Origin of the sequence: Neisseria sp. P0009.S010 (genome assembly GCF_051958545.1) — a bacterium.
In the GTDB taxonomy this organism is placed as follows: Bacteria; Pseudomonadota; Gammaproteobacteria; order Burkholderiales; family Neisseriaceae; genus Neisseria; species Neisseria subflava_A.
Window position 1 is genome coordinate 1 of sequence record NZ_JBQCVH010000013.1, and the last position, 22698, is coordinate 22698.

Sequence of the window (22698 nt, forward strand, 5' to 3'; positions counted from 1 at the left end):
ATTCTAACTAACTGTGTTATACTGTCTGCTTCGTTTTCTTCACCGCGTCAGCAGCGAAGAACCGAACTATACGCCTCACAATAAAACCCGTCAACACCTTTCGCAAAATTATTTTCAGAAATTTAACCACCACCCTGTTTTAACAGGGTTTTTTATTTTATAAAAAACTCCAACAACCTTCCTACACAATCCATACATACAAAAAAACACAAAACAAAGGCCGTCTGAATTGCTCTTTCAGACGGCCTTTTGAATTTGACCCTCGCTTTAATTTATATTATTAGCGCTTGTTTTTTGGTATGATGCTTCCTTGATTCTTTTATATCAGCCTCGAGTTTGCTATGTCTGTCTATACAAGTGTTTCCGACACTCAAATGCGTGACTTCCTTCTGCAATATGATTTGGGAGATTTTGTTTCTTTGCAGGGGATTGCTCAAGGAATTACTAACAGTAATTATTTTTTGACTACTTCAACCGGTCGTTATGTATTGACTGTTTTTGAGGTTTTGAAATCAGAAGAACTGCCTTTCTTTCTAGAACTAAACCAGCATTTGAGTCTGAATGGTGTTGCCTGCGCTGCTCCGATTGCTCGCAAAGATGGCAGACTGCATTCTATTTTGGCCGGAAAACCGGCTTGTTTGGTTACTTGTTTGAATGGCTCGGATACCGGCTGGCCAACTGAGGCTCAATGCTTCCATACCGGTGCTATGCTGGCCAAAATGCATTTAGCCGGTCAAGACTTTCCTTTAAAAATGAAAAACCCTCGTTATGATGACTGGTGGCGCGATGCCTGCACTCAGTTGCTGCCTGTTTTAGATTCTAAAGATGCCGCACTGCTTCAATCTGAAATTGCCGCTTTAGATGAAAATCTGGGAGAGCATTTGCCTTCTGGTATTATCCATGCCGATTTATTTAAGGACAACGTATTGCTTAATGGAGATGAAGTTTCCGGCTTTATCGACTTCTATTATGCGTGTAACGGTAATTTCATGTACGACCTGGCAATTGCAGTTAACGATTGGGCACGAACAGCTGATAACAAGTTAGACCCTGTCCTTTATGATGCCTTTATCCACGGCTATGAAAGCGTACGTCCATTATCTGATGAAGAACGCGCGTATTTCCCTACTGCACAAAGAGCAGGATGTATTCGTTTTTGGGTATCACGCCTACTTGATTTCCATTTTCCTCAATCAGGAGAAATGACGTTTATTAAAGATCCAAATGCATTTAGGGATCTGCTCTTGACTCTTAAATAATATATAGATAAAAGGCCGTCTGAAATTCAGACGGCCTTTTATCTAATGCCCTCCCCCGCCGGAACCGCTAAACGGAGGTCTCGCCAGCCAAATAATGGGAATCATACTGATGAATATGATACTGCCTGCCAAGAAGATTTCATTTGAGCCAATAATAAAGCCTTGTTGGGAAATAGTACTATTTATCGCAGCCAGGGCTTGCTCTTTGCTCAGGCCATTGGCCATCATGCCTTGAATAGATTGGTTGCTGATTGAGGACAATGAATTAATATGTTCGGTCAGCTGAGTATGGTGCAGAGCTTCGCGCCGTTCCCACATGGTGCTGACAACGGACACACCGACACCGCCCATAAAGACTCGCAAGAAATTAGACAAGCTACTGGCCGAGGCAATTTGGTTGCCCTTCATATGCGATAAGGTGATACTGGTCAGGGGCAGGAAGAACATGGCTACGCCTAAACCCTGCCAAAACTGTGGCCAAACGACGTTGCTCATATCCATGCCGGCATAGAAGTCGGTTCGCCAATGGAATGTATAGGCAAACACCAAGAAGCTAGCGCTGACAAACAGGCGCATATCGACGCGATTGCCAAACTTACCAATAATCGGCGACAGAATAATCGGCAGAAAACCTACCGGTGCAGCAGCCAAACCAGCCCAAGTAGCGGTATAGTCGAGATTTGATTGCAACACCAAAGGCAGCAAGGTCAATGTACCCATATACACCATAAAGCCCAAGGATGTCGCAACAACGCCTATCGTAAAGTTTCTATTTCTAAACAATGACAAATCGACAATCGGGTATTTCTCGCCCAGCTCCCAAACAATAAAATAGGTCAGGAACACCAAAGCGGTAACGCCCAAAACGATAATCTCTCCCGAGGCAAACCAGTCCAATTCCTTACCTCTATCAAGCATCATTTGCAATGCGCCGACACCGACAATCATCAACACCAGCCCGACATAATCGATTGGCGCCCTGACGATTTCAGTTTCCCTGTGTCGAAGCTGCTTCCAAGCAATAGTTGCAGACAAAATCCCGATCGGGATATTGATAAAGAAAATCCATCCCCAATGCCAATTGTCTGAAATCCAACCGCCTAAAATCGGCCCCAACACAGGGGCAACAACGACGGTCATCGCCCATAAGGCCAGCGCCAATGTTCGTTTTTCAGGCGGATAAGAAGCCATCAACAGGCTTTGGGACAAGGGAATCAATGGCCCGGCGATGAAGCCTTGCAATACACGGAAAAAAACCAAGGCTTGAAGATTATGTGCAATGCCACACAGCCATGACGTTACGACAAACCCGATCACAGCGGCGATAAAGATTTTGACCTCGCCGAACCGCTTGGCCAAAAAACCTGTCAAGGGAACAGAGATGGCATTGGCTACGGCAAATGAGGTAATCACCCAAGTTCCCTGCGTGGTAGCCGCACCCAAATCCCCTGCAATAACAGGCACGGCGACGTTGGCGATGGTGCTGTCCAAGACTTCCATAAATACGGCCAAGCTGAGCGCCAAAGTTGCCAACACCAGCTTAAACCCTTGTAAAGGCGGATAATTCATATTTATAAACTATAAGACAACCGCCAAAGCGGTCGATTGAAGAGAATCAATATTTCAGACGGCCTGAGCCTTCAATAAAAGACTCAGGCCGTCTGAAAAGATTATTTTGCGTATTGCTCGAAGATTTTATCGACTAAAGCATCGGCGGCTTTCCAATCCACACTTTTCGTTTCCGGCAAGGCAGTATTTCGTTCCGCTTCGGCAGTCATGGCTTTACCGCTGCCCTTCTCGGCAATATCGACTTTAACAGTCATCGACAAACCGACACGGAGCGGATTTTGTTGCAATTCTTTAGCATCCAAACTGATACGCACCGGTACACGTTGCACAACTTTAATCCAGTTGCCCGTTGCGTTTTGTGCCGGCAGTAATGAGAACGCACTGCCCGTACCGGCCGACAAGCCCATTACCTTGCCATGGTAAACCACTTTACTGCCGTACAAATCGGCTGTCATTTCAACAGGCTGGCCGATTTTCATTTTGCGCAGTTGCGATTCTTTAAAGTTGGCATCCACCCACAATTCAGACAGAGGCACAACAGCCATCATCGGCGTACCTTGCACGATACGTTGGCCGACTTGGACATTGCGTTTGGCAATTTGGCCGCTAATCGGCGAACGGATTTGCGTACGTTGCAAATTCAACCAAGCGTCTTTGATGTGGCTGATGGCCGTCTGAACTGCCGGTTGTTGGCGCAGAGGAATATTACTGCCCAACGCTGCCTGAGCAGAAACTTCTTCCGCCTCAACCGCTTTCAATGCAGCCTGAGCCTGAACCACAGCGGCACGGGCATGGCTGAGTTCTTCTCCGGAAACCGCTTCCGTACCCGCCAAAGATTCGCGGCGGCGCAAATCGGCTTGCGCACGGGCCAAATCGGCTTTGCGTAACAACACTTGCGCTTTGGCTTTTGAATTGACCGCAGTTTGCTGTTTGTTTTGACGGATGGCCTGAATCAATTCATTTTGCGCGCGATCGTATGCCAGCTGAAAATCGCTGTCGTCCAAAGCCACCAAAACATCGCCTTTTTTCACGACATCCGTATCGTCATACATGACTTTGCGCACCGTGCCGTTCACCTGCGGCGTAATCATCACCAAATGACCGGCCACATAAGCATCTTCCGTTTCTTCTTCATGCTGCCAAAACAGGAAATACGCCAAAGCAACTCCTGCTGCCGCAATAAGGAATAGAAGCGTAACGATAACCAAATTGCGTTTGCGATGCGTTTTAGCGCCGGAAGCGACTACTTCCGGTTCTTTTTGGACATTATTTTTTTCCGATTGAGTATCCATAAGTCCTAACTTTAATTCTGCACATGTGATAACGATATTATTGTTTGCTGGGCGCTGACTTATACTATCAGTCCCCAATACGCGTGTTTAACGCGCTAAAGGGTCATATTTTATAGTTACACTCTATTCATTACAATAATTTCTTCCGGTAGCAAATGTAAATAAGGTAAGCAAAAGGCCGTCTGAAATTACTTTCAGACGGCCTACGTTTTAATAAAACGTTTATTTCTTATTTAATTTAAAGCCACCGCCCAACTGGGCATTGAGGTTACTCCAAGCTGTCAGATATTCTGCATGGTATTGAACCGCCGACATTTTCGTACGCGCAGCTTCGTCTTGTTTTTGCAAAGCGGTCAAGCCGTTATCCAAACCTGCACGAACACGTCCTTTCGCATTTTGCACAGATTTATCGGCAATATTGACCATCTTGTTCCAAGTATCTTGTCGGCTTTTCAGGCTTTGATAGTCCACTACGGCATCTGCCGCCGAACGCATGGCGTTCAAAACAGTTTGGTCATACACGGCAACCTGCTCGTTATATTGAGCGCGTTTGCCCGCCAATTTGGACTGCAGCGCGCCGGACGTAAACAATGGCAGATTCAAAGCCGGAACAATGCCCAACATACCGGAAGTCCGTCCGCGAATCAGATTGAACGCATCAATGTGCGTCATACCTGCCAAAACTTTTAATTCGATATTCGGGTAAAACTCTGCTTCGGTCGATTTGACGATATGCCATTTCTCTTCAAGCAAGGCTTTTTGTGCCGCGATATCGGGACGGGCCGCCAACAAGTCCGCTTCAATACGACTAACCGGCAATGACGGCACAGCCGCCATTTTTTCCGGAACTTGTCCATTTAATGCACCCGGCACTCGGCCGGTCAATACAGCCAGACTGTTGCGGATTTTCTCATTTTTCTGAGTCCATGCCGATTTTTCAAGCTGTAATTGCTGTTGCGCCATTTCCAGAGCGTGCAAGGCATCGGCAGGAGCCAGCTGCGCTTTAACGCGTTGTTGCATCAGTTTCAATGCTTTATCCGCCAGCTCTATACGCGTATCCAACAAAGCCAATTGTTCTGTCGCCATCTGCCACGCAAAATATTGGGCGGCAACGGCGTGAGCCAACTCGGTGCGGATATGATGAGCTTCATACACCGCAGCCCTGCTTTTTCCTAAAACAGCTTGAATCTGCTCTCGGTTTTTACCCCAAAAGTCGAAAACCAAACTGCCTTGTAAGGCTGCGTGCGCCAAAACCAATGTATGGTCGGTATCGACCATACCGGCTTGAGGTTTGGGTGAAACATAAGCACCCAGACCTGTAACGCCCAAGCCGACTTGCGGTTTGTTTGCAGCTCCCACAACGCCCAGCTGCGCCTGAGCCTGCTCAAACCTTGCCTTGACGACACGCAGATTGGTAGACGTCTGAATGGCGGAAGCAATCAAATTGTTTAATTTTTTATCTTTCAGCTTCATCCACCAGCCGTCTTGGGCAGTAGCGGCAGATTGGCCTTGCGGCAGCGGATAGGCTGTTGTCTCATCCAAAGGCGACTGTTTGCCGAACGGTGCACATGCCGCCAACAGCGAAACAGCGGCAACGCACACGCTTGATTTGACCAAACCTAATTTCATACAGACTCCGTTTATGTGTGTCTGCCGCAGACCTTCAGGCCGTCTGTTGTTAATTGCCCAAACGGTTCAACAGTTTACCCAACAGGTGTTGCAGCGTATCGTAATCCTCTTTCGTGAAATCTTCCCACGCCTGGCCGCTCTGACGGGCAATTTGCGGCCATACTTCGTGGATGAAGGTCTCACCCGAAGGGGTTAATTTTAGCACAATCTGACGACGGTCTTTCTGATTGATATAACGCTCTACCCAGCCGCGCTCAACCATATCGTCCGACAGGCGTGTTGCACTGGTGCGCGTCAAGTCCATCAGGTCGCTCAAGCGCGAAGGCAGGATTTCGCTGTTTGGGCTGACGTAAACCGCCATCAGGGAAAACCACAGGTTTTCATTGATGCCGAACGCTTTCAGGTTTTCGTTCAAATGGCTGCTCAAACGTTCGGTTACGATGCGCAACATACGGGATACTTGGTTTTGCTGCTCCGGAAACTGCGGCAGACGGGTAGAAAGCAAACGCATTGCGTTGACTAATTCGGTTTGTGAAAAACTCATAAATTCCTTCTTTCTGAGTGAGTTATTTTATTCGATATCAATCAAAATAAAATATGATGTAATAATTTACTTTAAGATACCAATTACTTACTTTAAGACGTTATACTAATTCAGATGATTATTTTAGTGTATGAAAATCTGATAATCGGTTACATGCTCCTACTAAACGGAGTTTTCTATGCCTAAATCATGAAAATTCGACCATAAAAAAGACCGTCTGAAACCTTGATTCCATCTTTCAGACGGCCTCGATGACAGATTAAAATAAGCTTTTCCACTTAAACCGGATTCAAACCATGAACACTTCCGCCTTTTTCCCCCACATTACCCTTATCGGCGTCGGTTTAATCGGCGGCTCGTTCATGCTCGACCTCAAACGCTTGGGACTGGTGCAAACCGTTACCGGTATCGACACCAATGCCGACAACCTCAATTACGCACTCGAATGCGGCATCATCGATCATGCCTATCCGAATATTTGCGCCGAAAGCATCGGCAATGCCGATTTGGTTTTAATTGCCACGCCTGTCTCCGTCCTACCTGACGTATGTCGCGACATCAAGCCCTTCTTAAAAGACACCGCCTGCGTTTCCGATGTCGGCAGCACCAAACAATCGGCACTCAATGCCTTCCGCACTCACTTATCCGACCGCCTGCCGCAATGTTTTGCCGCCCACCCGATAGCTGGATCGGATCAAAGCGGAGCAAAATCCGCGCGTTGCGGTTTGTTTCAAAACAGCCGCCTTATCATTACGCTACACGGCCAAGAGGCTTCAGACGGCCTGAGACGGCTGAAAAGCCTGTGGCAGGCAGTTGGTTCGCAAATTTCCACCATGAGCGCCGAAGAACACGACAATATTTTTGCCGCCGTTTCCCACTTACCGCACTTGGCCGCCTTTGCCTATGTCCACGCTTTGGTTGACCATCCGCACGGCAAAGACTATCTCCCCTATGCCGCCACCGGCTTTCGCGACTTTACCCGCATCGCTTCCAGCCATCCTGCCGTTTGGACAGACATCTGCATGGCCAACCGCCCTGCCCTGCTCAAACTGACAAGCGATTTGAAAGAGCAATTATCCAAATTGGAACAGCTCCTTTCAGACGGCAACAAAACCGAGCTTTACCGCTATTTTGAAGAAGCCGCACAAATGCGTAATGACTGGCTGAAAAACCGTTAAACCTGTTTTCAGACGGCCTGATACCTTCCCAGTTAAAATCTTCATCACAATAAAAAGGGCATCTGTTTAGATGCCCTTTTTTGATTTCTTTAGCACTGATAATCTTCAAATTCCCACGAAAAAAAACGAAGTAAATAAGTCAATGACTTTTCCCAAGTTTCTTTTGAACATTCTTTAAGAATTTTCTCAATTTCCGATTTAATAACAGAATGATTAAATTCATTCATAATCATCATACCCGCTCCCCATTTAACCCTTTGATTTTGGAAACAATTATGCAAAATCCATTTAGGAGAGCATATGCGAACAGAAAATATATCTGCAGCATCACTATCATCAGTTCCTATGTCTAAATCAATTCCCACACAAAAATTGTCTTTGATTTCGGGAACGAAATCTTCAAAGGCACAATCGTAAAGATTGATGGCTTTCAATTCTAGGTTAATCATTTTATATTCAAATGTCCATTAGTTAGTGTTGTTCTTGTATTTGGGTCTCGAATAACAAAATTCGCTTGCGTTCCTGTTGGATTAAGATGTGTTGGAGTGTTTTTTTTGGTAGTAGGCGGTCGGTATAAACGAGTTCCGTCAGCACTTATCAAACAACCCTTGCACGTACGACTTCAGCGCTTCACTCAGTCTTTCAAACGGAACTCAGCCGCTCTGGCGTGTGCGGTCAAGCTTTCGCCATGCGCCAACACACTGGCGGTTTTGCCCAACTTCTGCGCGCCTCGTTCTGAAACCTGAATCAGACTGGAGCGTTTTTGGAAATCATATGTTCCCAAAGGAGAAGAGAAACGCGCCGTGCGGCTGGTCGGCAAAACGTGATTAGGGCCTGCGCAATAGTCACCAAGGCTTTCACTGGTATAGCGTCCCATGAAAATCGCACCGGCGTGGCGGATTTTTTTCGCCCACTCTTGCGGATTCTCAACCGACAGTTCCAAGTGCTCTGGAGAAATATAGTTGGCGATTTCGCAGGCTTCGTCCAAATCTTTAGCCAAAATCATTGCGCCGCGGTTACCCAATGAAGCTTCAATAATCGCACGGCGCGGCATGGTTTCGATCAAGCGGTTCATGGCCGTCTGAACTTCGTCCAAATACGCTTGAGAAGTACCGATCAAAATCGCTTGTGCAATTTCATCGTGTTCCGCCTGACTGAACAAATCCATGGCCACCCAATCGGCAGGTGTCGTACCATCGGCAATCACCAAAATTTCAGACGGCCCTGCCACCATATCGATACCGACCACGCCGAACACGCGTCGTTTGGCCGCAGCGACAAAGGCATTGCCCGGGCCGGTAATCTTATCGACTTGAGGCACAGATTCCGTACCATAGGCCAAAGCCGCAACCGCCTGCGCACCGCCGACCGTAAACACTTTAGTTACACCGGCCACAAAAGCAGCCGCCAACACGATATCGTTGCGCTCACCTTTCGGAGTGGGAACGACCATGATGATTTCTTTCACACCGGCAACGTGGGCAGGCATGGCGTTCATGATGACGGAACTCGGATAAGCAGCTTTACCGCCCGGAACATAAATACCGACACGGTCAAGCGGCGTAATCTGTTGGCCCAAAAGCATGCCGTCTTCGTCTTCGTAAGTCCACGACTCCATTTTTTGGTGTTCATGGTAGCTTTCCACCCGTCTCGCGGCCGTTTTCAAGGCCGTCTGAATGTTTTCAGGCAAACGCTCAAACGCAGACTGCAAATCATCTTGCGTCAGAATTAAATCGTCGATGGTTTGAGCGGATGTACCGTCAAAGCGGTTGGTGTATTCAATCAGCGCCGCATCGCCGCGTTTTTGAACATCGGCACAGATGTCGGCAACAATACGGTCGATTTCAGGGTTTTGCGCGGTCTCAAAAGCGAGTAACGCTTTGAGTTCGGCTTGAAAATCAGGGGATTGGGTGTCGAGTTTCTTCATGGTTTGCTCTCTTCCTTATTTCGTTCCTATTGTTTTCAGACGGCCTCAATCACTCAAAGGCCGTCTGAACATTATCTTTTCAAAAAACCTTTTTTCTGCAAAAACGCCAACATATGCGGCCGTACAGGATTACCTAAGGTTTTGGCCAGCGATTCCTTCCAAGGTATCGGACTTCCCTTGCGTAGCTCATAATAATCCGCTACTGCCTGATTATAGGCTTCAACCGCCTCGGCATTCAGGCTCGGACAGGTGTTTTCGGCATACACCATTTCCTGAGGTAGGCGCGGTTTGAGCGGCGGGTCTTGGTCGGGATAACCGAGACACAATCCCACCAAAGGTACGCAATAATCCGGCAGTTTCAATACATCCGACACTTTTTGCGCATCATTGCGCAACGCGCCGATATACACGCCTCCCAGCCCAAGCGATTCGGCGGCAAGCAATACGTTTTGCGCCATAATGCCTGCATCGACCGCACCAATCAGGGTTACTTCCGCCCAATCAATTTGCGCATCGGGAAACATTGCCTTGTGTTTGGAAAAATCGATGCAAAACAATAAAAATTCCGCACAATGGACAATATAAGGTGCGCTTCCTGCCGCTTCATGTATCCCCTGCCTCAGCGCAAGGTCCGATACGCGGATGATGGAAACGCATTGCAGGTTGTTGGAAGTAGAAGCCTGCTGTCCGGCGCGAACCAGCGTATCGAGAATTTCATCGGCAATCGGATCGGAAGTAAACCTGCGGATGGAACGATGGGAAAGAATCGTATCGAGTGTCGGTTTGCTTTGCATCATGACGGGGCTTTCAAACTGGGTTGGCAGACAGGTTTTGCCAAAAACTTTTCAGACGGCCTTAGCAGCATTTTCAAATGCCTGAATAATCGGATTCAACAGCGCATATTTGGTTTTCAAGGCCGCTTTGTTGACCACCAAGCGGCTGGAAATATCAGCCACATGTTCCACAGCTTCCAAACCATTGGCTTTCAAAGTATTGCCGCTGGAAACCAAATCGACAATCGCGTCGCTCAGACCGACCAAAGGCGCAAGCTCCATCGATCCGTACAGTTTGATGATGTCCACATGCACACCCTTGTCGGCAAAGTGTTCGGCGGCGATGTCAGGATATTTGGTAGCAATCCGCAAGCGGCTGCCGGGTTTGGAAGCGGCGGCGTAATCAAAACCTTTTTTCACCGCAACCATCATGCGGCATGAGGCGATGTGCAAATCCAAAGGTTGATACAGGCCATCTCCGCCATGCTCAATCAACACATCCTTGCCGGCAATACCGAAATCCGCCGCACCATATTGCACATAAGTCGGCACATCGGTCGCGCGCACAATCACCAAACGGATATTGTCATGATTCGTGCCAATAATCAGCTTGCGCGACTTTTCCGGCTCTTCCGCAGGCACAATACCGGCGGCGGCCAACAGCGGCAGGGTTTCCTCAAAAATTCGCCCCTTGGATAAAGCAATCGTTAAAAGTGTGTCGGTCATTTTTTCTTCTCCTTTGCCGTATCAAAAACAAGAAGGCCGTCTGAAATCCACAACCCATTTCAGACGGCCCCAACTACGGTTTTACAATAAAGTTTTCACATCAGCCGCAATCGTTTCCGGCTCGCTGCCATAAGGCGAGAAAATCGCCACTTCGCCGTTTTTATCAATCAAATATGCACCTGAAGAGTGGTCGACCAAATAGTTTTCGCTGTCTTCTTTTTGGTTAACTTTAGCCGATACCACACGGTATTGCTGTTTGATGACAGGCAGGCTTTGATCGCCGGTAGCCGTCAGGCCGATAAAATCAGGGTGGAACTGTTTGGCATATTTGCCGATTACTTCAGGCGTATCGCGCTCCGGGTCGATGCTGACAAATACTACTTTCACGTCTTTAGCCTGATCGCCCAATTGTTTCAAAGTATCGCTGTAAGTCAGCAACTCGGTCGGGCATACGTCAGGACAGTGGGTATAACCGAAAGACAGGATAACCACTTTGCCTTTCAAGTCGCTCAGGCTGAAAGGTTTGCCGTCGCCATCGGTCAATGTAAAATCACCGCCAATATCTTCTTTGCGCATATCGGTACCGCGCGCTTGCACTTTGGGCGCAGACTCACCGGAAGCAGCAGGCGCAGCAGAAGCGGCAGAAGCGGCAGGTGTCGAAGAAGCCTCTTTAGCCTCTTCTTTAGGCTGACAAGCAGCCAGAGCAGCCAACGCAAAAGCACTGAGTAGGAAAGTTCGTGTAACGGAAAGCATAAATTTTCTCCAAAACCGTTTCAAATTAAGTGAAGCCAAACAACCGCCCGGCCGATATAAAAACAAAACATCTTCATATTAACGCGTTTGACACATTAAATATAGCCCTTTTTACAGATAAATACTGCTTTTTTTGTTTTAAAAATCTGCCTTCCATTTAGATAGCCATCAAACGTAAAAAGTTTAATTCATTAAAAATCAAACAAATATAAAAATAATCCAATTTTTTTTCAATTACTGCTTTACAAGATTTGAGAACTCGCTATAATGACGACTTCTTCGCTAGCCCAGGTGGCGAAATTGGTAGACGCAGGGGACTCAAAATCCCCCGCCGCAAGGTGTGTCGGTTCGAGTCCGACCCTGGGCACCAAATTAAAAAAACCTCTTGATTCGGTCAAGAGGTTTTTTGCTATTCTTCATTTGCAAAAACCTTCTCCTTACTCAAACTGTCAACAATCTCCCCACATCAAGCTCAATAAAACTGTTTTTTTATTTCTTTAAAATCAAACGATAATCTATTTTCACTCCTTAAACGTTAAAAGATGAAAGATTTTGTCTTGCTTGTACAGTCGGATTGCGTTATCGTTTCTACTCTTTTTCACAAACTCTGTGTTTCTTCCCAATTGATTGGATAGTCTGACTGTCATCGTATTCCCTCAGTGCGCGTACCCTAAATCGCTGCTTGGTGGAATTGCATTACAGGTGCTGTGGTGAGGCGGATTGTTCCTATTGGTTTGAGGCCATATAAAAGAGGTCAATATGCAATTATCAGGCGCACAAATCATCGTGCAAAGTCTCAAAGCCGAAGGTGTCGAGTATGTATTCGGCTATCCGGGCGGCGCGGTTATCGAAATCTACGATGCCCTTTTCCAACTCAATAAATTCAAGCACATCCTGGTTCGCCACGAGCAGGCAGCCGTACACGCGGCAGATGCCTATGCCCGTGTCAGCGGCAAAGTCGGCGTTGCCTTGGTGACTTCCGGCCCAGGCGTGACCAATGCGCTGACCGGCATCGCCACTGCTTACAGCGACTCTATTCCGTTGGTAGTTATCAGCGGCCAGGTGGGCAACTCCCTTATCGGGACAGACGCATTCCAAGAAGTGGATACAGTCGGCATTACCCGCCCTTGTGTCAAACACAATTTCTTGGTAACCAATATCGCTGAGTTGGCAGACACCATCAAAAAAGCTTTCCAAATCGCCGCAAGCGGCCGTCCGGGTCCCGTTGTTGTCGATGTTCCTAAAGATGTCACCCAAGCGATGGCTAAATTCAGCTATCCGCAAGAAGACATCTTCATCCGCTCTTACCAACCGGTTGTACAAGGCCACATTGGTCAAATCAAAAAAGCCGTACAAATGCTGGCTTCCGCCAAACGCCCTATTGTTTACTTTGGCGGCGGTGTAGTTTTGGGCAATGCCTCTGAGGAAATGACCAAATTTGTCCGTATGATCGGCGCTCCTTGTGCCGGTACATTGATGGGCTTGGGTGCATACCCTTCCAGCGACCGCCAATTCTTGGGTATGCTGGGTATGCACGGTACTTACGAAGCCAACCTCGCCATGCAGAATGCAGACGTTGTACTGGCAATCGGTGCGCGCTTCGATGACCGCGTGATTTCCGTACCGTCCAAATTCTTTGAAAAAGCCAAAAAGATTATTCATATCGACGTTGACCCGTCCAGCATTGCCAAACGTGTCAAAGTGGATATCCCGATTGTCGGCGACGTGAAAAACGTATTGTCCGAAATGATTCAATTGTGGGGCAAGCAAGAATCTGCACCTGCTGCCGACTCATTGGATAAATGGTGGAAAAGCATCGAAGAATGGCGTTCGCGCAACTGCCTGTGGTTTGATAATGAAAGCGAAATCATCAAACCGCAATACGTCATTCAAAAACTGGCCGAAATCACCAATAATTCTGCCATCATTACTTCCGACGTTGGTCAACACCAAATGTTTACCGCACAATATTACCCATTCGAGCGTCCGCGCCAATGGCTCAATTCCGGCGGTTTAGGCACAATGGGCGTAGGCTTGCCATATGCCATCGGTGCGAAACTGGCCGCTCCTGATCAAGATGTATTCTGCATCACCGGCGAAGGCTCGATTCAGATGAACATCCAAGAGCTGTCGACCTGCTTCCAATACCGAGTTCCGGTTAACGTCGTTACCCTGAACAACGGCTACCTCGGCATGGTCCGCCAATGGCAAGAACTTTATTATGGCAACCGTGAATCGGAAACCTATTTCGACTCATTGCCTGATTTTGTCAAACTGGCTGAAGCCTACGGCCATATCGGCATCCGTGTGGACAAGAAATCCGATGTAGAAGGCGCGTTGCTGGAAGCATTAAACCAAAAAGACCGCCTGGTATTCCTCGATTTCTTGACTGATAAGAAACAAAACGTACTGCCTATGGTCGGCAACGGCAAAGGCTTGGACGAGATGGTTCTGCCGCCGCATATGCGCGAAACATTGTCAGCGTAAGGAGAGAAAAATGCGACATATCTTATCTATTCTGATGGAAAACGAATCAGGTGCGATGAGCCGTGTGGTAGGTTTGTTCTCCGCACGCGATTACAATATCGACTCCTTGGCTGTTGCGCCAACCGAAGACAAAACCTTGTCTCGCATGACCATCGTTACTCATGGCGACGAACACGTTATCGAGCAAATCACCAAACAACTCAACAAACTGATTGAAGTTATCAAAGTGGTTGACTTGAACGAAAGCCGTTTTGTCGAACGCGAACTGATGTTGGTAAAAGTCCGCGCCGTCGGCAAAGACCGCGACGAATTCCTGCGATTGACCGAAATCTACCGCGGCAGCGTTATTGATGTAACAGACCGCAGCTACACCATCGAAATCACAGGTTCCACCGAAAAACTCGACTCTTTCCTCGAAACAGTCGGTCGCGCCCAAATTTTGGAAACCGTACGCACAGGCGCAGCCGGTATCGGTCGTGGCGAGCGCATTTTGAAAATTTAACGCTGTATCGTTCAGACGGCCTTTTACTTTCAACAAAGGCCGTCTGAAAAACAGTAGGAGACAAATATGTCAAGCATCCAAATCGTTGCATTAGTTACCGTCAAACCCGAATACACCGAGGCTCTGGCTGCCCAATTTAAAGAATTGGTCAAAGCCAGCCGTGCAGAAGAAGGCAACATCAGCTACGACCTGCACCAAGAAATCGGCAAACCCAACCGTTTCGTATTCGTAGAAAGCTGGAAATCCCAAGCAGCTATTGATGAGCACAATGCCAGCGAACATTTCCAAAACTTCGTCAAATCCATCGAAGGAAAAACCGAAGCATTGGAAATCGTCTTGATGAACCAAGTCCCTGCCTAATCCCCTATTACTTTTAACTCAACCCGGATTATCCGGAACCCTCTTACACTAAGGAAATAAAATGCAAGTTTATTACGATAAAGACGCTGACCTTTCTCTGATCAAAGGCAAAACCGTTGCCATCATCGGCTACGGTTCACAAGGTCACGCACACGCAGCAAACCTGAAAGATTCCGGCGTAAATGTCGTAATCGGTCTGCGCCAAGGCAGCTCTTGGAAAAAAGCCGAAGCAGCCGGCCACGACGTGCGCACCGTTGCTGAAGCAACTAAAGCAGCCGACGTTGTAATGATTCTGTTGCCTGACGAAAACCAACCTATCGTATACAAAAACGAAATCGATCCTAACTTGAAAGAAGGCGCAGTATTGGCGTTCGCTCACGGCTTCAACGTACACTACAACCAAATCGTACCTCGCGCCGACCTTGACGTTATCATGATCGCCCCTAAAGGCCCAGGCCACACCGTACGCAGCGAATTCCTGAAAGGCGGCGGCGTACCTTCCTTGATCGCCGTTTACCAAGATAAAAGCGGCAAAGCCAAAGACATCGCCCTGTCTTACGCAGCAGCCAACGGCGGCACTAAAGGCGGCGTAATCGAAACCAACTTCCGCGAAGAAACCGAAACCGACCTGTTTGGCGAACAAGCCGTATTGTGCGGTGGCGCAGTTGAATTGGTGAAATGCGGCTTTGAAACTTTGGTTGAAGCCGGTTACGCTCCAGAAATGGCCTACTTCGAATGTCTGCACGAGCTGAAACTGATCGTTGACCTGATGTACGAAGGCGGTATTGCCAACATGAACTACTCCATTTCCAACAATGCCGAATACGGTGAATACGTTACCGGCCCTGAAGTAGTGACTCCTGCAACCAAAGCTGCGATGAAAAAAGCGCTATACCGCATTCAAAGCGGCGAATATGCGAAAATGTTCATCCAAGAAGGCGCAACCAACTACGCCAGCATGACTGCCCGTCGCCGTCTGAACGCCGACCACCAAATTGAAAAAGTGGGTGCACAACTGCGTTCTATGATGCCTTGGATCGCTAAAAACAAACTGGTTGACCAAGACAAAAACTAATCTGTCTTTCAAGCAAATGAAACCTGCCTGATTACTCAGGCAGGTTTTTTTATAATTTTAAAACCCAATACACTATAAACCTCACTCAACAAGGCCGTCTGAAGACAATATAAACAACATTTACCCCCAACCTCTATAAACTGTCTTTCATGATTCTCCTAAAATTTCCTTTTAAAAAAACATATTACGAAATAAACGACTATTTTCTATACCTACTCTGTCTGCAAAAAACAACGTTTCCCAACAAAAATACGCCTAAAACAAGAGGAAAATTTGTTTTCTTAAGCCATAACCTTTATATTATGGTCATGGAATCGTTGAAACAGAACGATATCGTAATAAGAAGAACGAATGCTCGCTTCTTCACACTTAAAAAAGGAAAACAGCAATGAAAAAATCCCTGATTGCCCTGACTCTGGCTGCCCTGCCTGTTGCAGCTATGGCTGACGTAACTCTGTACGGTCAAATTAAAGCTGGCGTAGAAATTTCTAAAGTAAAAGAGGGTAAGACTTCTTCTAAAACTGCTACTGAGATTGCTGACTTCGGCTCTCGCATCGGTTTCAAAGGCCACGAACACTTGGGTAGCAACCTGAATGCTATCTGGCAAGTTGAACAAAAAACTTCTATCGCCGGTGGTGACTCTGGTTTCGCTAACCGTGAATCTTTCTTGGGCTTGGAAGGCGGTTTCGGTAAAATTCGTGCCGGTAACTTGGATAATGCCCTGAGCAACAGCAGCGACAGCTTCGACCCTTGGGAATCTAGTGCAGCTAACGAAGATGCTCTGCAATTGGGTAAAATCAAACGTGTAGATTCTCGTAAAGTATCTGTACGTTACGATACCCCTGTATTTGGTGGTTTCAGCGCAAGCGTACAATACCAACCACGTGACAATGCTAACCCTAGCGACAAATATACTCACACTGTGAAAAGCCGCGAGTCTTACGACTTGGGTCTGAACTACGAAAACTCTGGCTTCTTCGGTCGCTATGCTGGTTCTTATGCTAAACGTGCTGACTTGACTGCTGATTACTTGAAAGTATTCAACCGCAACAATAATTTGGCTGCTGGTACTTACAAAGATCACCAAGCTCACCGTCTGACTGCTGGTTACGATGCTAACAACCTGATGGTTGCTGTTGTAGGTCAATACGAAGGCTTCAAAGCTGACGTAGCTGGTGCTAAGAAAAACGAACGTACTGAAGTTGGTGCAACTGCTGCTTACCGCTTCGGCAACGTAACTCCTCGTGTTTCTTACGCTCACGGCTTCAAAGCTAAAGAAGAAGGCGTGAAACAAGAGAACAGCGCTTACAACCAAGTTATCGTTGGTGCTGACTACGACTTCTCTAAACGCACTTCTGCTCTGGTTTCTGCCGGCTGGTTGAAAGAAGGCAAAGGCGACTACAAATACGAGAAAACTGCTGGCACTGTTGGCCTGCGTCACAAATTCTAATCTTTGGATTAGTATGAAAAAGAGCCTGTTTTATGCAGGCTCTTTTTTATTCTTATGCCCTACCCTCAACGAAAATTAATTTAAGCGTTGTATATAAAAAGGCCGTCTGAAACCAATCAGTTTCAGACGGCCTTTAGTCTATCTATCCTTATTGCCAAATAACAATAAGTTCAACAGACAAGCTTTATTTCTCATTTAAAATCTTACCAACAATCTCGCCCACATCTTTGGACAAACCTTCTTGTGCATGGATGCGTTGCAACTCTTTAGTCATAACGGCTTTGCGGTTGGCTTCCAATTTGTTGCAGATGTTGAAAGCCTGCACCAGTCGAGCGGCAACTTGCGGATTAAAGCGGTCAATTTCCATCACTTTATCTGCTACAAAGCGGTAGCCGCTGCCGTCTTCTGCATGGAAGTGCGGAATATTACGACTGAAGCTCATCAATAAAGAACGGGCTTTATTTGGGTTTTCAATACTGAACTTAGGATGATTCAAGGCCGTCTGAACTTGCTGTAAAGTATCTTTACGGCGACTTGAGGCAATCAGGGCAAAGTATTTGTCCATTACCAAAGCATCATCGGCGAATTTATCGGCAAATTGTGTCAACAAACGATCGCGGATTTCACTTTCATTGCTGTTGATTGCAGATAAGATACCCCATTCGTGGGTCATGTTTTGCGCCATTGCTTCGTAATTCTCCGCAACGTGCTCGATATGCGCAGCGTCAGCACGAAGGATAAATGCCCTGCAAGCATTACGCAAAGTGCGCCAGCCGGCCAATTCCGGGCTGTATTCATAACGAACAGCGGCATCGGCTTGGTTTTCTTGCTCGGCAGCCTGACGGTTCAACTCGCGCCATTGAGGCAGGAACTTGACGGCAACGGAATTGAGCAAGGCTTCACGCGCTTGATGAACCTGAATCGGGTCAATATTTTCTTCTTCCGCCCATACATCGGTTTCAGACGGCATTTGCAGCAAAATGGCACGGAATGCCGGATCAAAGTCACCGGAAACCACCAAAGCCAAAGCATCCATCAATGCTTTGTGTTCCGGTAAAGGACGGCCTTCCGCCAATGCCTGACGGTTGGCATTAATGGCGCGATGATACAGGGTTTGAGCAGCCTCCCAACGTGCAAACTCATTTTCATCTGCCGCCAGCAAAGTCGCCAATTCTTGCTCGCTGTATGGATAGTTCAGGGTAACCGGTGCAGAAAAATCTCGTAGCAGAGACGGGATAACCGGCTCATTGACGCCGCCCAACACAAAAGTCTGCTCGGCTTCGGTCAATACCAAAACCGCCTCTTTCACCCGTTTGCCTTGATATTCAAACTCAACCGCTTCGCCTTTTTCATTCAGCAAACCGGTTTTGACCGGAATCATCATCGGCTGCTTGTCCGCCATATCGGGCGTGGCCGGAATGGTTTGTTTAATGGTCAATTCAAACGCTCCACCTTTCAGACGGCCTTGAGCATCTAAAACCGGCGTACCGGCTTGGCTGTACCATAAAGCAAACTGATCAAGATTGATGCCGTTTGCGTCTGCCATTGCGGCACGGAAATCATCACAAGTCACAGCCTGACCATCGTGGCGTTGGAAATACAGCTTCATGCCTTTTTGGAAGCCCTCTTCTCCGAGCAAGGTATGATACATGCGCACTACTTCTGCACCTTTTTCATAGACGGTCATGGTGTAGAAGTTGTTCATCTCCTCATAGCTGGCCGGGCGAACAGGATGCGCAGTCGGGCCTGCATCTTCAGGGAATTGGAACAAGCGTAGCATACGGACATTGTCGATACGGCGTACCACGCGGCTGGCTCGGTCGCCGGAAAACTCTTGATCGCGGAATACGGTCAAACCTTCTTTCAGCGACAATTGGAACCAATCGCGGCAGGTCACACGGTTGCCCGTCCAGTTGTGGAAATATTCGTGGCCGACAACAGATTCGATGCCTTCAAAGTCGGTATCGGTCGCGGTACGGCTGTTGGCCAGCACAAACTTGGTGTTGAAAATATTCAAACCTTTGTTTTCCATCGCGCCCATATTGAAATCGCCCACGGCAACGACCATGAAAATATCCAAGTCGTATTCCAAACCGAAGCGTGTTTCGTCCCATTTCATCGCATTTTTCAACGATTCCACGGCAAAACCGACTTTAGGTTTGTCTGTCTCAGTGGTGTAGAACTCGATTTTGACCTTACGGCCGCTCATGGTCGTGAAATAATCTTCCGTTACTGCTAAATCGCCTGCCACCAAAGCAAAGAGATAGCTCGGTTTGGCAAACGGGTCTTCCCATTTCACCCAATGACGGCCGTCTGAAAACTCGCCGCCATCGATTTTATTGCCGTTAGACAGCAACACCGGATAGCGTTTTTTGTCTGCAACGATGGTGGTGGTAAATTTAGACATGACATCCGGACGGTCGATGTAGAACGTAATTTTGCGGAAACCTTCCGGTTCGCATTGGGTGAACAGGTTGCCGCCGGAAGCATACAGACCCATCAGAGATTTGTTCTCAGCCGGCAAAATTTCGGTTTCTACTTCCAGCGTGAAGTTTTCAGACGGCACGCCTGCAATCGTCAGTTTTTCGTCTTCCAACACATAATCTACGGCCTGGCCGTTTACTTTCACAGACAGCAGTTTTGCCGAACCATCCAATACCAACGGCTCCCCTGCTCTTTCAGGTTGAACGGTCAGACTGGATTTGACGATGGTTTGCGGTTCTAAAATATCGAAATGCAGGTCGGTTTTCAGAATACGGTACGCTGGCGCGGCGTAGTCTTTCAAATAATGGATGGTTTTGCTCATTTGTTCTCTTTCAGAGTCATGCGGTAAATAGATGAAGCATATCGTTTCATCTAGCCTAAATTCAAGTGTTTTCAGAAAAAAAGCCGTCTGAAACCTAAAATTTCAGACGGCCTCCCTATTCAGGCAGCAAATCTAGTTGCCTGTCATTGCCAACTTACCACTGATACAGCGCACCGGCACCCACACCGACATGACCGTCGGTATTGGCCGAGAAGTTGCCTTTGACAATCCAGTTGCCGCCGTCGCTCATCGCAGACACGCCGATGGCCATAGCAGACTGGCCGCCATAGTAGCCGCTGCCGACACCAATACCGGTCGCACCCGGACGGGTTACCTGCGGAATCGAGCCTTGGGCAATCGCACCGGCCACACCCGCGTAGGCTTTCTTACCTACTTGGTTGATGTTGTTCTGCAACTCGGTACCCAAACCAATCAACTGGTTCACGTTTGCCGCGTCTGTACCGTCTTTACCCGGAGCCACGTTGGTAATGCGTTGGCCGCCGTTGTTCAGACCGACAGGAGACAATTTGACTTGGTTGTTCGGATTGTTTTCAGTCGGTGCAGCGATGGTTACGCCATCGTTGTTGACCACGGTATTGCCTGCGGTCAGACCATCTTTGTTCAACGCAACTTTATCTCCGACTTTCACGCCGTCGTTATTCATCACAGTATCGCCTGCTTTGAAGGTATCGGCATTCACGGTCTTCACGCTAATCTCGTCAGCCAACTTCAGTTGAGCGCCACCGGCTACGGTTTCGCTGATGATGTTGCTGTCGCCTTTAACGTTGATGGTGTCGCCCAATGCGTAGTTGTTGCTGCCTGTCGTACCGCCGAAGTTAATGCCTTTGGCGATAGTCGCAGCGTTGTTGGCTACGTTTTGGTTGGTTGCGTACAACTGGCTGCCGTTGACGGCATCTTTGCTGTTGGCATTGATGTCGCCATCCGCTACGTTGGTTACTTTGTTGCCCGCATTGTCCAAGCCGTCTTTAGTCAGGTTTACCTTGCCTGCTTTCAAGCCGTCTTTGTTCAATGCAACATCGTCACCAACTTTGACACCATCAGTATTCACTGCGGTATCGCCGGCTTTCACGCTGTCAACGTCCAAGTCTTTATTGGTAGCAACTTCATAAACAGTCTGACCTTTGTCACCTGTTTTTTCCGTCACAACGATGTTCTTACCTTGAACGACTTCAGTCTTGGACGCAGCAGCAGCTTGTTTCAGTTGAGAAACATTGACTGCATCGGTGTCATCCGTACCGGCTGCCACGTTGGTGATCTTGTTGCCGCCATTGTTCAAGCCAGCTTTGGTCAGGTTCACATCGCCAACTTTCAAGCCGTCTTTGTTCAATGCAACATCATCGCCAACTTTGACACCGTCATTATTCATCACGGTATCGCCTGCGGTAACACTGTCGACTTTCAGGTTTTTATCGGTAGCCACTTTGTAAATGGTTTGGCCATTGGCGCCGACATCCTGAGTTACAACAATGTTATCGCCTTGAACGACTTCGGTCTTAGCCGCAGCCGCAGCTTTGTTCAACTGAGCAACATTGACCGCATCAGTGTCATCGGTACCGGCTGCAACATTGGTAATCTTGTTGCCGCCATTGTCCAAGCCGGCTTTAGTCAGGTTGACATCACCAACTTTCACGCCGTCAGTATTGACTGTGGTATCACCGGCTTTCACGCTGTCAACTGCCAAGTCTTTAGCCAATTTGACTTCCAACTTATCAGAGCCATTCGCTACAACGCCGATATTGCCGTCTGAAAGTTTGGCTGCATCGGTTTGACCGCCAACAATATTCAGTTTCGTACCCGGTTTGCGTTCAACGTCTTTGCCGCTGTCACCACCGAAAGTCAAAGGCAGATTGGCAGTTGCATTGACGGCTTTGATTGCATCGTGGATATTGTTCTCACCAGTACCGCCAATATCAGTCATGCTGATGTTGCCGCCATTATTGGCCGCATTGCCACCCAACACATTCACCAACTGATCTTGGGCCGCATTCAGCTGCTCTTCAGTCGCCGCACGTTTGCCTTGGGCAAAGTCGCTACCGCCCAAAGTCGTATTGCTCAAGCCGCTGACTTCGCCTTTCTCGCCATCAATTTTCACCGGAGCCGCTTGACCGACATTCAACACATCGGCCAGTTTCAGCTGTGCGCCACCGGCTACGGTTTCGCTGATGATGTTGCTGTCGCCTTTGACATTGATGGTGTCGCCCAATGCGTAGTTGTTGCTGCCGGTGGTACCGCCGAAGTTGATGCCTTTGGCGATATTGGCGGCGTTTGTCGCTACGTTTTGGTTGGTCGCAAACAGTTGGCTGCCGTTGACGGCGTCTTTGCTGTTGGCATTGAGGTCACCGTCGGC

General features: G+C 47.8%; 18 protein-coding genes and 1 tRNA gene. 8 read left to right on the forward strand and 11 right to left on the reverse strand.

Translation table 11 applies throughout. The features are described 5' to 3' along the window. The first annotated feature begins 341 nt into the window (after positions 1-341). Positions 342-1259 (forward strand): homoserine kinase, encoded by a 918-nt coding sequence (gene thrB / locus ACTHSN_RS10405; RefSeq protein WP_070459257.1) that lies wholly within the window; start codon positions 342-344, stop codon positions 1257-1259. 42 nt (positions 1260-1301) lie between these two features. Here the strand turns inward: thrB and ACTHSN_RS10410 are convergent, their stop codons facing one another. The 4 genes from ACTHSN_RS10410 to ACTHSN_RS10425 form a co-directional block, all read right to left on the reverse strand. Continuing rightward, positions 1302-2828: a DHA2 family efflux MFS transporter permease subunit gene (locus ACTHSN_RS10410; RefSeq protein ID WP_070459254.1), complete on the reverse strand. Its 1527-nt coding sequence runs from the start codon at positions 2826-2828 to the stop codon at positions 1302-1304. A 101-nt stretch (positions 2829-2929) separates the two neighbouring features. Continuing rightward, on the reverse strand, positions 2930-4120 hold the full coding sequence (locus ACTHSN_RS10415; protein ID WP_070459251.1) for an HlyD family secretion protein: 1191 nt from the start codon (positions 4118-4120) through the stop codon (positions 2930-2932). A 222-nt stretch (positions 4121-4342) separates the two neighbouring features. Then, a complete protein-coding gene (locus ACTHSN_RS10420) occupies positions 4343-5749 on the reverse strand; it encodes an efflux transporter outer membrane subunit (protein WP_070459249.1) in 1407 nt (468 codons plus the stop codon). A gap of 49 nt (positions 5750-5798) precedes the next feature. Further along, positions 5799-6293, reverse strand: coding sequence for a MarR family transcriptional regulator (locus ACTHSN_RS10425; RefSeq protein ID WP_004521040.1), 495 nt, complete (start codon positions 6291-6293; stop codon positions 5799-5801). Positions 6294-6589: 296 nt separating this feature from the next. Between ACTHSN_RS10425 and ACTHSN_RS10430 the strand changes: the two genes are divergently transcribed. Continuing rightward, positions 6590-7471, forward strand: a complete 882-nt coding sequence (locus tag ACTHSN_RS10430) for a prephenate dehydrogenase (RefSeq protein WP_440365303.1) — start codon at positions 6590-6592, stop codon at positions 7469-7471. Between the two features lie 89 nt (positions 7472-7560). Here ACTHSN_RS10430 and ACTHSN_RS10435 read toward each other — a convergent pair whose 3' ends face one another. The 5 genes from ACTHSN_RS10435 to ACTHSN_RS10455 all read right to left on the reverse strand — a co-directional run bounded on the left by ACTHSN_RS10435 (position 7561) and on the right by ACTHSN_RS10455 (position 11650). Further along, complete coding sequence (locus ACTHSN_RS10435; protein ID WP_002221979.1) at positions 7561-7920, reverse strand: immunity 8 family protein; 360 nt, start codon at positions 7918-7920, stop codon at positions 7561-7563. 185 nt (positions 7921-8105) lie between these two features. Then, the gene (gene hisD / locus ACTHSN_RS10440) at positions 8106-9398 is read right to left on the reverse strand and encodes a histidinol dehydrogenase (RefSeq protein ID WP_440365304.1); all 1293 of its coding nucleotides are present in this window, start codon (positions 9396-9398) and stop codon (positions 8106-8108) included. A gap of 71 nt (positions 9399-9469) precedes the next feature. Further along, positions 9470-10195 (reverse strand): oxygen-insensitive NADPH nitroreductase, encoded by a 726-nt coding sequence (gene nfsA / locus ACTHSN_RS10445; RefSeq protein ID WP_440365305.1) that lies wholly within the window; start codon positions 10193-10195, stop codon positions 9470-9472. 48 nt (positions 10196-10243) lie between these two features. Further along, positions 10244-10897, reverse strand: a complete 654-nt coding sequence (gene hisG / locus ACTHSN_RS10450; protein ID WP_036473098.1) for an ATP phosphoribosyltransferase — start codon at positions 10895-10897, stop codon at positions 10244-10246. 81 nt (positions 10898-10978) lie between these two features. Continuing rightward, positions 10979-11650, reverse strand: a complete 672-nt coding sequence (locus tag ACTHSN_RS10455) for an SCO family protein (protein ID WP_107792550.1) — start codon at positions 11648-11650, stop codon at positions 10979-10981. Positions 11651-11935: 285 nt separating this feature from the next. Here ACTHSN_RS10455 and ACTHSN_RS10460 point away from each other — a divergent pair. From ACTHSN_RS10460 to porB, 6 genes are all read left to right on the forward strand, one after another. Further along, a tRNA-Leu gene (locus tag ACTHSN_RS10460) sits at positions 11936-12020 on the forward strand. A 389-nt stretch (positions 12021-12409) separates the two neighbouring features. Then, entirely contained in the window at positions 12410-14137 is a 1728-nt protein-coding gene (ilvB, locus tag ACTHSN_RS10465; RefSeq protein WP_107792551.1) for a biosynthetic-type acetolactate synthase large subunit, read from the forward strand. A 10-nt stretch (positions 14138-14147) separates the two neighbouring features. Next, positions 14148-14639 carry an acetolactate synthase small subunit gene (ilvN, locus tag ACTHSN_RS10470; protein WP_003685820.1) on the forward strand — a complete coding sequence of 164 codons (492 nt, stop codon included), beginning with the start codon at positions 14148-14150 and terminating at the stop codon, positions 14637-14639. Positions 14640-14705: 66 nt separating this feature from the next. Continuing rightward, positions 14706-14999: a putative quinol monooxygenase gene (locus ACTHSN_RS10475; protein ID WP_070583491.1), complete on the forward strand. Its 294-nt coding sequence runs from the start codon at positions 14706-14708 to the stop codon at positions 14997-14999. A 61-nt stretch (positions 15000-15060) separates the two neighbouring features. Beyond that, positions 15061-16074: a ketol-acid reductoisomerase gene (gene ilvC, locus ACTHSN_RS10480; RefSeq protein WP_070459226.1), complete on the forward strand. Its 1014-nt coding sequence runs from the start codon at positions 15061-15063 to the stop codon at positions 16072-16074. A gap of 388 nt (positions 16075-16462) precedes the next feature. Then, entirely contained in the window at positions 16463-17524 is a 1062-nt protein-coding gene (gene porB, locus ACTHSN_RS10485) for a trimeric porin PorB (RefSeq protein WP_070843479.1), read from the forward strand. A 184-nt stretch (positions 17525-17708) separates the two neighbouring features. On the opposite strand, the gene pepN is transcribed toward porB, so the two are convergent. Together pepN and ACTHSN_RS10495 are read right to left on the reverse strand one after the other, a co-directional pair. Then, positions 17709-20330, reverse strand: a complete 2622-nt coding sequence (gene pepN / locus ACTHSN_RS10490; protein WP_070460250.1) for an aminopeptidase N — start codon at positions 20328-20330, stop codon at positions 17709-17711. Between the two features lie 154 nt (positions 20331-20484). Next, on the reverse strand, positions 20485-22698 hold a 2214-nt coding region (locus ACTHSN_RS10495), incomplete at its 5' end, for a YadA family autotransporter adhesin (RefSeq protein WP_440365306.1).

Coding starts and splice junctions, on each gene's coding strand:
- thrB (WP_070459257.1), top strand. CDS start 342: ATGTCTGTCTATACAAGTGTTTCCGACACTCAAATGCGTGACTTCCTT.
- ACTHSN_RS10410 (WP_070459254.1), bottom strand. CDS start 2,828: ATGAATTATCCGCCTTTACAAGGGTTTAAGCTGGTGTTGGCAACTTTG.
- ACTHSN_RS10415 (WP_070459251.1), bottom strand. CDS start 4,120: ATGGATACTCAATCGGAAAAAAATAATGTCCAAAAAGAACCGGAAGTA.
- ACTHSN_RS10420 (WP_070459249.1), bottom strand. CDS start 5,749: ATGAAATTAGGTTTGGTCAAATCAAGCGTGTGCGTTGCCGCTGTTTCG.
- ACTHSN_RS10425 (WP_004521040.1), bottom strand. CDS start 6,293: ATGAGTTTTTCACAAACCGAATTAGTCAACGCAATGCGTTTGCTTTCT.
- ACTHSN_RS10430 (WP_440365303.1), top strand. CDS start 6,590: ATGAACACTTCCGCCTTTTTCCCCCACATTACCCTTATCGGCGTCGGT.
- ACTHSN_RS10435 (WP_002221979.1), bottom strand. CDS start 7,920: ATGATTAACCTAGAATTGAAAGCCATCAATCTTTACGATTGTGCCTTT.
- hisD (WP_440365304.1), bottom strand. CDS start 9,398: ATGAAGAAACTCGACACCCAATCCCCTGATTTTCAAGCCGAACTCAAA.
- nfsA (WP_440365305.1), bottom strand. CDS start 10,195: ATGATGCAAAGCAAACCGACACTCGATACGATTCTTTCCCATCGTTCC.
- hisG (WP_036473098.1), bottom strand. CDS start 10,897: ATGACCGACACACTTTTAACGATTGCTTTATCCAAGGGGCGAATTTTT.
- ACTHSN_RS10455 (WP_107792550.1), bottom strand. CDS start 11,650: ATGCTTTCCGTTACACGAACTTTCCTACTCAGTGCTTTTGCGTTGGCT.
- ilvB (WP_107792551.1), top strand. CDS start 12,410: ATGCAATTATCAGGCGCACAAATCATCGTGCAAAGTCTCAAAGCCGAA.
- ilvN (WP_003685820.1), top strand. CDS start 14,148: ATGCGACATATCTTATCTATTCTGATGGAAAACGAATCAGGTGCGATG.
- ACTHSN_RS10475 (WP_070583491.1), top strand. CDS start 14,706: ATGTCAAGCATCCAAATCGTTGCATTAGTTACCGTCAAACCCGAATAC.
- ilvC (WP_070459226.1), top strand. CDS start 15,061: ATGCAAGTTTATTACGATAAAGACGCTGACCTTTCTCTGATCAAAGGC.
- porB (WP_070843479.1), top strand. CDS start 16,463: ATGAAAAAATCCCTGATTGCCCTGACTCTGGCTGCCCTGCCTGTTGCA.
- pepN (WP_070460250.1), bottom strand. CDS start 20,330: ATGAGCAAAACCATCCATTATTTGAAAGACTACGCCGCGCCAGCGTAC.